At 50.3% G+C, this 12,880-nt stretch carries 8 protein-coding genes; 5 read left to right on the top strand and 3 right to left on the bottom strand.

Annotation, left to right across the window (positions count from 1 at the left end; genetic code table 11):
• Nucleotide 1: 1 nt before the first annotated feature.
• The 3 genes from DX130_RS14850 (at nt 2) to DX130_RS14840 (ending at nt 4,924) form a co-directional block, all read left to right on the top strand.
• The gene (locus DX130_RS14850) at nt 2-1,390 is read left to right on the top strand and encodes a sensor histidine kinase (RefSeq protein WP_165861294.1); all 1,389 of its coding nucleotides are present in this window, start codon (nt 2-4) and stop codon (nt 1,388-1,390) included.
• A 91-nt stretch (nt 1,391-1,481) separates the two neighbouring features.
• On the top strand, nt 1,482-2,168 hold the full coding sequence (locus DX130_RS14845) for an ABC transporter ATP-binding protein (RefSeq protein WP_240644518.1): 687 nt from the start codon (nt 1,482-1,484) through the stop codon (nt 2,166-2,168).
• Nucleotides 2,165-4,924: an ABC transporter permease gene (locus DX130_RS14840; RefSeq protein WP_116046652.1), complete on the top strand. Its 2,760-nt coding sequence runs from the start codon at nt 2,165-2,167 to the stop codon at nt 4,922-4,924. Before DX130_RS14845 ends, DX130_RS14840 begins: the two co-directional genes overlap by 4 nt.
• A 106-nt stretch (nt 4,925-5,030) precedes the next feature.
• On the opposite strand, the gene DX130_RS14835 is transcribed toward DX130_RS14840, so the two are convergent.
• From DX130_RS14835 to DX130_RS14825, 3 genes are all read right to left on the bottom strand, one after another.
• Complete coding sequence (locus tag DX130_RS14835) at nt 5,031-5,468, bottom strand: Dps family protein (protein ID WP_116046650.1); 438 nt, start codon at nt 5,466-5,468, stop codon at nt 5,031-5,033.
• A gap of 1,183 nt (nt 5,469-6,651) precedes the next feature.
• Entirely contained in the window at nt 6,652-8,622 is a 1,971-nt protein-coding gene (locus tag DX130_RS14830) for a glycoside hydrolase family 15 protein (protein ID WP_116046649.1), read from the bottom strand.
• Nucleotides 8,623-8,626: 4 nt separating this feature from the next.
• Nucleotides 8,627-9,655 (bottom strand): LacI family DNA-binding transcriptional regulator, encoded by a 1,029-nt coding sequence (locus DX130_RS14825; RefSeq protein ID WP_116046647.1) that lies wholly within the window; start codon nt 9,653-9,655, stop codon nt 8,627-8,629.
• A 521-nt stretch (nt 9,656-10,176) separates the two neighbouring features.
• Here DX130_RS14825 and DX130_RS14820 point away from each other — a divergent pair.
• Together DX130_RS14820 and DX130_RS14815 are read left to right on the top strand one after the other, a co-directional pair.
• Complete coding sequence (locus DX130_RS14820; protein WP_116046646.1) at nt 10,177-11,484, top strand: sugar ABC transporter substrate-binding protein; 1,308 nt, start codon at nt 10,177-10,179, stop codon at nt 11,482-11,484.
• An 81-nt stretch (nt 11,485-11,565) separates the two neighbouring features.
• On the top strand, nt 11,566-12,879 hold the full coding sequence (locus tag DX130_RS14815) for a carbohydrate ABC transporter permease (RefSeq protein ID WP_116046644.1): 1,314 nt from the start codon (nt 11,566-11,568) through the stop codon (nt 12,877-12,879).
• Nucleotide 12,880: the final 1 nt, after the last annotated feature.

Here is a 12,880-nt window from a genome sequence, read left to right as displayed (position 1 = left end):
AATGTCAATTGCGGACCGGAGCGGGGAGAGGCATCTGACGATAGGAATGAAGAATGAACGGATCAAGAGAATGTTGCTGATCGGAGTGAGTCTGGCGGCAGGCTTGGCCATCTTCCTGCTCACGCAAGCTGCGCTTCGCAGTTGGCATAGCGACGAGCTGCAACGGATTGCGTTGTTTTGGAACGGCTATGCCAAGCTGTATATCGAGGAGAGCGGCGGTTGGAATGGACTACAGGAGCGGCTGCAACTGGATGGCTACATGTATGCCGGACAGTCCTCGATGTCGATCAGCTTCTATGAAGGCGCAAAGCCGGAGAAGCCTGTAGCGGAAGTGAAGGGCGAAGGAATGGCGTTTGCAGAACGCAAGATGCCCGTGTTGACGGATGGAGGAGTTGTCGGCTATACGGTTGTTCGTATGTCGACATCTCTGCAAACGTATGGGTATGTCCTGTTGGGGGGAGTACTGACTGCGCTGCTAGTCGGCTTTGCAGGCTTGTGGCATAGGAGACGTCTTGCAAGGTCGCGCGAGGAGTTAGCTTATGAGGTGGCTTATTCTTGCTTGAAGCAGTTGGATACGACGGAAGACAACCAAGCAACAGGCAGATTCATTGAGGATATTAAAGCGCAGGGAGCGATGCGGAAGGGTGCGGAAGCGGCAGTTGCAGCCGTTCACGAGGCGATCGGAGACTTGAAGGTGCGGAAAGAGAAACTGGAAACGGTTCGGCGTACAATGGTAGCTGATATTGCTCATGAGCTGAGAACGCCAATTGCCATTATGCGAACCAAGCTAGATCATGCGATTGGGGCAGGAGAGGCTCTTCCGCTGGAGAAGCTGCTGCCGCTTCATGATGAGACGATCCGATTAACGCGCCTTGTGCGCGACATGCAGGAGCTTGCGCTGGCGGAGAGCGGACATTTGCCTCTGTCTAAAACATGGTTTTCACTGACGGAGCTGGCTGGCGATGTGTTGGAGACGCTCGCCGTTCAGGACGACCCGTCTCTTGTCGAAACGGAATGGTCCTGCAGCGGAGACATTCGGGTATACGCCGACATAAATCGGATCAGAGGCGTGTTAATCAATCTGATCGGTAATGCGTTCCATCATGCGAAGAGCAAGGTGTCGGTCCATGTGGGCTTAAGCTCACTTGGTGATGTGTATGCAAGCGTAAGCGATGACGGACGCGGTATTGAGGAGGAAGAACGCAAGCGTGTATTCGACCGATTCTACCGGGGAGAGACGCATCGCGACCGCCGCCGCTCATCGGGGCTGGGCCTGGGTCTTGCGATTGTCAAGGAATTGATAACGGCCCACGGCGGGGTGGCCGAGGTATCCAGTGTCTATGGAGAGGGCACGACTTTTACGATCACCTTGCCTGTCTTTGCCGAATGACAAATCTGCACAAGTTCTGCATATTGGCTTCATCAGGTATGCATATCTTTTTGCTAGAGTAGAGGCATATAGAGGATAGAGGTGAGCATGCATGTTGATCCGGGTATCGGAAGTATCCAAAACGTACGGTAAAGGTGAGGCGGCGACGAGGGCGCTCAGGGACGTCTCGCTGACAATCGCTAAGGGAGAGACCGTTGCAATAACAGGGCCGTCCGGCTGCGGCAAAACGACGCTGCTTCATCTGTTGGCAGGACTGGAAGAGGCCGAGAAAGGCGAGATCTGGGCGGGCGAAGCTCTGATTACGCAATTGGATGACCAGGAGATTGCGAAGATCAGGCTGTCTCGCATGGGCTTCGTCTTTCAGACCTATCATCTTGTGCCAGTCTTGACGGCTTGGGAGAATGCCGCATTGCCGCTTATTGCATCGGGTGTATCTACCAAAGAGGCACGTACGCGGGCAATGGAAGCGCTGAAAGAGGTTGGCCTGGCAGATAAGGCGCATCGGTATCCCTCTCAATTATCGGGCGGACAAAACCAGCGGGTCGCTATTGCTAGAGCAATCATAGGCAAGCCCAGTATTATCTGGGCGGACGAGCCGACTGGCGCACTGGACAGCGATACGGCCGATCAGATCATCGGTCTGCTGGAAATGCTGAATCGGCATTACGGCACAACGCTTGTCATCGTCACTCACGATCCGAAGGTAGCCGATCGCATGTCAAGAATTATTAGGCTGCAGAACGGAAGGATCGTCCATGACGGAGGCGCTGCGTTATGATTGATTCCAGCATCGTATGGCGGATGGCGCTGGGCAATTTGCGCAAGCATTGGAAGGAGACGCTGCTCACGGTATTCGCGGGATCGATTGGAGCCATTCTGATCGCGATCAGCTTCGTGAACTACACGTCTGTTCAGCAAAGCGGCAAGGACTGGATGGAGACAAGACTTGGCCCAATTGACTGGCGCATTGTCCCGGAGAACCCGGATAGCGGCGAATTTACAACAACGGAAATAGGAGCGATACGTAATCGTATCAAACAGGAACGATCGTTTTTCATGCTGCCGTATGTTGCGGCGGAAGCCGCTCTTGTCGCTCAGGAAGCGGATGGGGGCGGTGAGGGACGCGCGCTTAAGTCGGTCATGCTGATGGGGTTTCAGCATGAGGATGCCATCCGGGCGGATCCGCAGCGGGCAAGGCTGTGGGGGAGCGGTCTCGGCGACGATGAGCTTATCCTGAGCAAGCGGATGGCGGACCTGCTAGCCGTCCGCAAGGGAGATGCGGTGAAGCTGGTATCAGGTGAACAGAGCTTGCTGATGCGGGTCAAGGATATTGCGAATGAGCAGGGACTGACCGGTTACCGGGATTCGGGAAGGTTTGTCGGGAACGCCATTGCTACGGAGAAGACGATCCGTATGCTGAAAGGGGACTTGAAGTCTACCAGTTATCCTGCTATTTTAATGGGCAACCATGATTTGGCCAGGTCTAAAGCCGGCATGTTCTATCTGAACGAGGTCAAGTATCAAATCCAGACGATTAAAGTGGAGTATCAAAATAAAGTAGCGAAAATGAATCTATCTATCATCATGGGGCTAATAAGCGCGGTTGCGATTGTATCCAGCCTGCTTTTTATGAGGCAGTCGCTTATTATGGTTGCAGATTCCAGGCGCGAGATGTACGGCATGTTCAGAGCCATTGGTATGCCGAAGCGCAGTGTCGGCATGATGTTTCTAGTGGAAGCTTTTATCCTTTCATCGCTGTCGGCTTCGGCAGCTGTCATTGTCGGAATGGGAGCGGGTTATGGACTCGTACGTTTATTCTATCAATCCTTTAGCGACCAATTATCCCGCATGACGGGGGAAATCATTCCAATCGAGCCTCATCTTACACTTGGAGGAGCAGTAATCGTATTCGGGACCATCTTCTTGTTGCTGGTCATTGTATCGTTAATGGCAGAAGCCAAAGCAAGCCGATTCAGCGTTGTCGAGACACTGCGCGGAGAGACGCCTGAGGAACATTCGGGCGGACGCCCGATGCGCTACGGGAAGAAAGTGATGCTTGGCCTCGGTATTTTTATGACTATTTCACATTTATTGATGGTTTTTGTAGCTCCGCCGAGCTTGGAGGGAGGGGCTAGCCTATTGTGGATTGTGCTGTTCTGGATTGCGTCTTGTTGCACAGTGCTGTTTTTGGCTATCCGAATGCTGAGGCTGCTGGAAAAACCAATGATTATGCTGCTGTCTTTGATGGGCATACCACGGATTTCCGCCATGCTGGCTTTCAAGTATCCAAGGGTGCACGGGGGAAGAACCTATACGATCGGACTGCTGTTTGCGCTCGTTATGATGATTGTTTCATTTACCGTTGCCATTACGTCCATCGTTATGAGCTCCAACGATGTGAACCGGGTGGATCAGACGATATTTGGTTACGGTGGATATGCGGTTTATCAGCATGAAAGTGAGCGAACAGCTCTAATGAATATGGCCTCGGAGGATAAGGGGATTTCAGATAAGCTGACCGGCATGACTTATGTAGAGCCCTTTATGATCAGTTTTGTGAAAAATGGAGCGGCGCAGGCTGTTGTTCCGGTATCGGAAGATTTGTTGCGCGGACCTGAGCTGCCGCTGCTCGAACGATCTGGTGCGTTCAAGAGTGACCGCGAAGCGTGGGAGGCGGTAGCGGCCGATCCTTCGTATATCATTTTGCCGTCCTCCTATTTGGGAAACACGACGTTTTTTCCTGATGTGGGGCCACTAAAAGCGGGAGATACGTTCACGTTCCCGGTCTATGAAAATAAGCTGCGAGGGCTGAAAGAGGAATGGACACCCGTCTACGAAAAGGCATTTACGATAGCAGGCATCATTCAAGGTGTAGCTGGCCGAATCCATGTGAGCGACCTGTACGGGGTCACGTTTGTGAACCCGGCAACAGTAGAAGAACTGAAGCCCTTCGGATTTAAGTGGGTGAATCAAACGGCGAAAGGATACGTGCTGTTCCGCTTTGATCATACGAACATCTCATTGGCTCAGGAGCTTGAAAAGAGGTTTATATTGAACGGTTTTATGAGATTTACCGTGCCGTATGTCAACAATAGCGCCGAACAACTGATGAATAAGCAGCTTAGTGTGGCGTTTATCGGTTTTACCGTTTTTTCGGGATTAATCGGCTTGATGGGGCTTGCCATTATTCAGTATAGGGCGGTAAAGGAGCGGAGCAAAGGGATCGCCATGATGCGTTGTGTCGGAGTGGCGGGCAAACAAATTTATTGGATGTTTGTAGTTGAGGGCTTTGTTATTGGCGCAATTGGATTATTGTCGGGCTGGGCGATCGGGGCAACCGGAAGTCGGTTGTTTATTGAAGCAACGATGAAGGATCAGCCTTCGTATGAGCAAGGGGCAGTTAACTATCCACATGAATGGATTTTGCTTATTTTGACCGGGCTGCTCATCGTCTCGCTGTTGATGAATATCGCACCTGCGAGAGCAGCGCTGAAGCTGAAGGCGGCGGATGCGCTTAGGATGAAAAACGAGTAAGGATGAGGGATAGTAGATCACTCGAAAAAGGGAAGGCGGGCCAGTGTGATCTGGTCCGCTTTCCCTTTGGTGGATGCCTGACTGTAGGCGGGACATTCGCTCTTGTTTATCTGCCGTTAAATGCGCTCAGCATCCAGACATGTTTCTCCAGAGACGTATGGATCGCGAGCAGCATATCAGCTGTCGTCTCGTCTCCGGAATGCTGCGCCACCTCCATGCCTTGCTTCAACTCGTCGATAATGACGGTGAAGTCATGGATCAGTTGGTCTACCATCTCGACGGCTGTTTCGTTGCCTGTCGCTTCTTTGATACTGGACTCTTCCAGATAGTCGCTCATTTTGGCGATCGGTTGACCTTTTACCGCAAGGAGACGCTCTGCAATCTCATCAACATGAAGTGCCGCTTCTTCGTAAAATTCCTGGAACTTGGCATGCAGCGTGAAAAATTGCGAGCCCTTTACGTACCAATGGTAGTTGTGGAGCTTAATATATAGGACGCTCCAGTTGGCGATTTGACGGTTTAGAGTAGATTGTACAGTATGCATAATGATCATCCTTTCGGTTGGTGAAATATTAAGTTTGCTGTTGCTTCGACCGCCGTTCAATGCGCTTTATATTCCGTTCTCCCGCTAGTTTGTGCCAAATGAAGGAGGGGAATACAAGTGTGATGAACGAAACGAATGAACCTTTAATTGATGAATTTAGATCAATTCCTTGTTTATAATTATTACAAAATAATAGTTATTTGTCAAGGGTGAGTGGCAGCAGCACTTTTTAAGGATAACTAGTTGGTTGGACACGTTTTATTGTTTACCCCAATGGATGGGCTTTGAAACGGCGGGAGGCAGCGATGAATGGTTTTGGGATACTGGTTGAGGTAGAAAGGTTGAAGTGGTTGAGGAAAAATGGTTGAGGAAGAATGCATAGGAGGGTTGTTGTGCCTATACTGAAACGAAGCTGCAACCTTGTTTTTCATAAGCAAGGTTGCAGCTTCGTGAGCTTAGTATGGGGTGCTATACTCTTATCACACATTTGGTACAAATAAGTTGGTGTGATCGCCTTGCATGGTGCTCGAGTGCAGATTTGACGATTTAAGTCGGTGTGAACGCCTTGCATGGTGCGCGAGTGCAGATTTGACGATTTAAGTCGGTGTGAACGCCTTGCATGGTGTGCGAGTGCAGATTTGACGATTTAAGTTGGTGTGAACGCCTTGCATGGTGCGAGAGTGCAGATTTGACGATTTAAGTCGGTGTGAACGCCTTGCATGGTGCGCGAGTGCAGAGTTGACGATTTAAGTCGGTGTGAACGCCTTGCATGGTGCGCGAGTGCAGATTTGACGATTTAAGTCGGTGTGATCGCCTTGCATGGTGCGCGAGTGCAGATTTGACGATTTAAGTCGGTGTGATCGCCTTGCATGGTGCGCGAATGCAGAGTTGACGATTTAAGTCGGTGTGATCGCCTTGGATGGTGCGCGAATGCAGAGTTGACGATTTAAGTCGGTGTGAACGCCTTGCATGGTGCGCGAGTGCAGATTTGACGATTTAAGTCGGTGTGATCGCCTTACATGGTGCGCGAGTGCAGATTTGACGATTTAAGTTGGTGTGAACGCCTTGCATGGTGCGCGAGTGCAGATTTGACGATTTAAGTCGGTGTGAACGCCCTACTTGTTGAGCAGGTGCTGGCTTCAGGGGGATTAGGTCGACCTAATCCCCTTAAATCGCTCACAGCTTAATTTGCAACCGTCCCTGCCGCAGACACTGCTTTTTCCTCGGCTTCAGCAAGCATGAAGATGGTGAGTACGAACATGGCATGCGACCAGGTCAGCGGTACGACCCAAGCAGTCTCGCCGGTCACTTTGTCAATTTGCTCGGGCAACAAGCCGACCTCAGTGCGATGGGCAACCGCCCAGTCGAGCAGCTTGCGCGCGGCTGCCAAGTCGCCAGTTGCCACACGATAGTGGGCAAGCCATAGCGTTGTCAGAATCCATGGATTGCCGCCGATGTAGATGTCGTCCTCGTAGCGCTTGATGCCGCCTACACCAGGTACGGTCAATGCCGCTTCAATCGTATCGGCAGTACGGCGCATGCGTTCATGCTCCGGTGCTACCGCGCCGAACGGAACAGCGATGCCGAGCAAGCTGATATCGATGATCGGGTCATGCTTCAGGACATGCTTCGCATAACCCTTGTCCAATTGCTCGATATGGCCGCTTAGGCCGGAGGCGATCGCAGCTTCGTATTTGTCCTCGCTTACTTTCAAATTCAGACCGCGATAGAAGCTGCTCCCTTCCTCGTTCCAGCATTCATCCATTATGACGAATGCGACACGGGCTGCAGCGCTTCGCCATTCCTTCGCCAGCTTAGAGTGGCCCAATAGCTCAGCGAAGCTCGCTGCGGACGTTAGGCCGCCATATACGGCCGCAGAGGAGTACGTGTGGGAAGCTTCGCGCTCCTCCCAGAGATCGATGCTTGGCTTCGGCAAGCCGCTCTCTTCCTCGATGAAGGACAGCAGGAATCCGGCGCCTCTTTCTACAGACGGCCATACTTCGTTGGCGAAAGCGAGATCCTGCTTCTCGATATAATGCTGCCACATGCCCCAAAGGATGGAGGAGCCTTCATCAATTTGCAGCCCCCACGACGGGGCAAGTCCGCCATCGTGATAATGGCGCTGCTGCCACGAGCCGTCGGGCGATTGTGCCGTCAAGGTCCAGGCATAGAAGCGGTCGGACAGCTCCGAGAGCCCTGCCTTATCGAGCGCAGTCGTAATGAACGCCGCATCGCGGCCCCAGCAGAAGGAATAGCCGCCGCAGCGCTGGAAGTTTTCATCGAATTCGGGAGCGGCTATAATGCTTCCGGTCTTCTCGTCAGACATGAGCTTGAACATGAGTACAGAACGCTCATACAGTTCTTTAATATCCTCGCCTTCAATTGGACAAGGCGCTGCCGCATCGACAAAATCATTCCAATAGCCATTTGTCAAAACCAGCAGCTCTTCGCTAGTTTTTCCTTTGGCAGCCGCCAATTCCTCCAGCGCCTGCTCCTCATTGCGTCCAGCCGCAATGTATACAGGGATTGTGACACTCTCTCCCGGCTGCAAATCCGACACATCCCATGACATTGCGCCATCAGGACGCATATCGATCTTATTGCCATTCAACTCGCCGAGTTGCACTTCATCCCAGGATAGTCCGGCCTGGAACTTTGCGCATACGTTTGCACTTGAAAGCGCAAAAAAGTACCCGTTACGGAAATGAATCAAGGCATCCGCTGATGGCTGGAACATCGTTGTATTGTAGAGTCCATTTTCACTGATGAGGAAGCAGGAGTGAAGCAGGAAGCGGAAGCTAACCGTCTCTTCTCCCTCATTTCTGAAGGTATACTGACGCACGATAACGTTGCCTTCCGGCACGGCGAAATGCAGGCTTTCCACCGAAATCGGCTGCTCGGAAGAACGAGCGTCTACTCGAAGCACGTTGCTGCGCTTGACATATGCAGTGTCATGCTGCCAGCCATCCTGTTCGCCGTCGAACCATGTGAGCGCTTTACCTTCTACTTGCAAACCGACACGCATGGCGTCGACATGCTGCGGCGTATCAATGTTCGGCCACCAGAGACGATACATTCGTCCAGTCCGGCCGAGTGATGCCAGAAATGATGAATTGCCAATAATGGCGTCCACTAAAAAAGGTTTGTTGTTCATGTGTTTAGCTCCTTTTGTGTACAGCTTGTATGGAGGAATCCCGTACAATTAGCCGGTGAGGGATGATCATGCGCGGCTGATGGATATCTTCTCCCATGATGCGTCTAATGAGCAACTGCGAGGCGGTATATCCCAATTGGTAGGTACCGATGTCAATGGAACTGATAGGCGGTGTAGCCAGCTCGGATAATGCGATATTGTTAAAGCTTACGAGACTAATGTCATTCGGTACGGAGTAGCCAAGCTCATTGAGCCCGCGAAGCACGCCGAAGCCGACCACATCGTCGATGACAACAAGTCCGCTTGGCCGCTCCGGCAAGCTCATCATGAAGGACATGGCGCGATAGCCGCTTTGCTGCAGAAATTCGCCTTCGACAATCCATTCGGATCGCATAGCAAGTCCGGCATCCTTCATCGCTTTTCGGTACCCGGCCATTCGATCATGCGATACGGTCAAATTGGGCGGTCCGCTGACAAAGCCGATCCGCTCATGTCCTTGAATAATCATATGTTGGGTTGCATCGTAGGCTGCTTGTTCATTGTCATTGTCCACCGAGAGAATATTTTGGTGGCCTTCCGAGCGGCCGATCAGAACGGTAGGAAAGTTATGATTGTTTAATATATCGATGAGAGGGTCATTCGTTCTTGCCGACAACAAAATAACGCCATCGACTCTGCGGCCAAAAACAAGGCGAGAAATCGTTTCGTTCTCATCTTGTGGAGAAGTGGCCGCCGCAAGCAGCATATCGTAACCCGCTCTCGTGGATTGCGTCAGAATACCGCGCAACAATTCGCCGAAGAAGAAGTCTTGGAAGAGTTCCTCTGCAGGACGCGGAAGCATAATGGCAAGCGTCCGTGTCGACTTGGACACGAGGCTTTTCGCCATAAGATTGGGGTGATAGCCCATCTCATCCATAATTTTTTTTACTTTCATAGATGTCGCTTTACTAATTCGGGGATGGTTCGAGACCACCCTGGATACCGTGGAAGGCGACACTCCTGCAGCCTTCGCTATATCTTTTATTGTAACCATCTTGCGAGCCCCCACTCGAGCAACCTTAATTGACTGCGCTAATAATGAATATTATGTTCATCCTAATGCAACTTTTGCTCATATGTAAATATATATCTTGGAGCCATCTTTCACAAATGACAAAAAACTGAGTAAAAGAGAGGAAAACAAAGAAAAACGAAGCGAACCTAGAAAAGTTGATTGAAAATGAACTGTGCAAACGTTTTAACAAATGACATGGCATGTTGTATATTGATTACACGAATAGAACGCTTTCAAACGGTGATATTTCCAAAAAGCAAGCGATTTCAATACTCGACATATTGAAATTCGCCATTTTTTGAGAAAAGTGTACAAACGTTTGCGCATTTTGCACGCATGAGATTCTGAATGAACAGGAGAGCTTCACAGAGCTTCTCATGCTGAATCGCATAAGATGCGGGGGAATATCGCATTTTAAGGATAGAAACGTTTGTGGCTGTGACAGAAAGAAAGCGAATTCATTCGATCATATCCACATATTTGGGAAGGGGATCACTAGAATGAAAAAATGGTTTGTTATGACGCTGATCGTTGCTTTGTTCGTTGTTGCAGCTTGCGGCAATGGGAATAAAGGAGGCAATACCGGAACGAACACTCCGAGCAACCCCGCAACGAACGCTCCTACGAATAACGCTGGCGGCGAGGACGACGAAGAGCTTGCACCTGAGCCTGGCGCAAAGCTGCTCGTATGGGAATCCAAAGAAGAGCGTCCATTCGTGGAAGCTATCGCAAAGGAATTCACAGAGAAATATGGCGTTGAAATCAAGTTCGAAGAACTGGGCGCTGGCGATCAAGTCAACAAGCTGATTTCCGACGGACCGGCAGGCCTTGGCGCCGACGTTGTGCTGTTCCCTCATGATAACCTTGGTAAAGCGGTATCCGCTGGACTTGTGCTGCCGAACGACTATTTCGGTGAGGAGTCCAGCAGCGAAAACTCCGAGCTTGCCGTTAATGCGGTATCCTATGATGGCGTGTTGTACGGCTACCCGCGTTCGGTAGAGACATATGCACTGTTCTATAATAAAGCGCTAATCCCTGAAGCGCCGAAAACGTTTGAAGAAATTGTTGAGTTCGCAAAAACATTCAACGAACCGAAGAGCAACAAATACGCCTTAATGTGGGAAGTAGGCAACTTCTACTTCAACTATCCGTTCATCTCCACTGGCGGTTACGTATACGGCGACAATGGCCAGAACAAAGACGACATCGGCTTGAACAACGAAGGCGCAGTTGCAGGTATGGAATTTTACGGTTCTCTGAAAAATATCCTTCCTATGAACTCTGGCGATATTACGTATGACATCAAAAAAGGCTTGTTCACTGGCGGAACGTTGGCACTCGACATTAACGGCCCGTGGACAATCGCTGATTACAGAAATGAAGGCATTGATTTCGGTGTAGCTCCGCTGCCAAGCATCAACGGCAAGCCGGCTTCTTCCTTCTCCGGCATCAAAGCATGGTACGTCAACAGCTTCTCGGATTATCCGAATGCGGCTCGTCTGTTCGCTCGCTTTGCATCCACGAAAGAAGCACAGCTGAAAGACTTTGAAATTACGGGCGCGCTTCCAGCGAACAAAGAAGCAGCCGCTGATTCTAGCGTCCAAAGCAATGAAATTGTAAAAGGCTTCTTGCAGCAGTTCGAGCAATCGACGCCAATGCCGTCCATTCCAGAGATGGGCAATGTATGGAGCCCGATCGCTGCGGCGTTCTCCGATGTATGGAACTCCGGCAAAGGTGCGAAAGAAGCACTCGATAATGCTGTACAGCAAATTAAAGACGCCAACAATGGCGCTAAAGCAGCTCAATAAGACGATGAAGCATCGCGATCACCCGTCGATCCATTCGGCGGGTGAACCGATGTCTACATGAAAGGAAGGGAGCCAGGCGGTATGAATCGTCATCGCGGCATTGCGGCTACTTTGTCTGTTCTCTTTATGGGACTTGGCCAATTGTATAACCGCCAGATCATAAAAGGCTTGTTTTTGATAGCTGTCAAAGCGGCAGCTTTATTCTACTTTATACCTAATCTCGGCAAAGCGATTTGGGGCGTTGTGACGCTAGGGGAAAATACTCAAAGACTTGAGGTTGTCGGAAAACTCACCGTCCGTGTGGCGGGAGACCATTCCATTTACTTGTTGATCAGTGGACTTATTACGATTTTTGCGCTGTTTGTTTTTCTGGTTATCTACATCATGAATATCCGCGATGCGTATCGTACGGGAAGCCAACGAGACAATGGGGAGATGCCTGCAACGTTCAGACAGTCGTGGGCACATATGACGGATAAGAAGTTTCCATATCTGATGCTGTCGATTCCCGTAATCGGTGTTCTATTCTTCACGATTATGCCGATTATCTTCATGATCATGCTGGCGTTCACCAACTACGCAGCGCCTAATCATATTCCGCCGAAGTCTCTGGTGGACTGGGTCGGATTTGATACGTTCTTGAACCTGCTTACGCTGAAAACATGGAGTAAAACGTTTTTTGGCGTATTTACCTGGACCATTATATGGGCAATCATAGCGACCGTTACTACGTATTTTGGCGGTATGCTTGTCGCATTGCTGGTAGAATCCAAGGGTATTCGTTTCAAAAAAATGTGGCGCACAATCTTTATTTTGCCCTATGCCATCCCGCAATTAATTTCCTTGCTGGTGATGCGGAATTTGTTCAACGGCCAATTCGGACCGATTAACCAATATTTGAGTTACTTTGGACTTGGCAAGCTGCCATGGCTGACTGATCCTTTCTGGGCGAAAGTAACGGTTATTATGGTTAACATGTGGGTGGGCATCCCGGTTTCCATGGTTCTGATTATGGGCATTTTGACCGCGATTCCTAGAGATATGTATGAAGCCGCTGATGTGGATGGCGCAACAGCCTTCCAGAAGTTCAGGATTATCACGATGCCGTTCATTCTATTCTCGACGGCACCGATTCTGATTACGCAATTTGCCGGAAACATCAACAACTTCAACGTCATCTTCTTGCTTACGAACGGTGATCCGGTCAAAGGCGATTATCAATATGCAGGCAGTACCGACTTGCTCGTTACCTGGCTGTATAAGCTAACGCTGAACAATAGCCAGTTCAATATGTCCGCGGCTATCGGCATTATTATATTCATCATCGTGGCATCGCTGTCGATCTGGAGCTATCGCCGGACGAAATCGTACAAAGAGGAGGATATGATCCAATGAA

The organism is Paenibacillus paeoniae (assembly GCF_003388735.1).
Taxonomy (GTDB): Bacteria; Bacillota; Bacilli; order Paenibacillales; family Paenibacillaceae; genus Pristimantibacillus; species Pristimantibacillus paeoniae.
The sequence above is the reverse complement of the archived record's forward strand: the minus strand, read 5'-3'. Positions and strand labels throughout refer to the sequence as shown.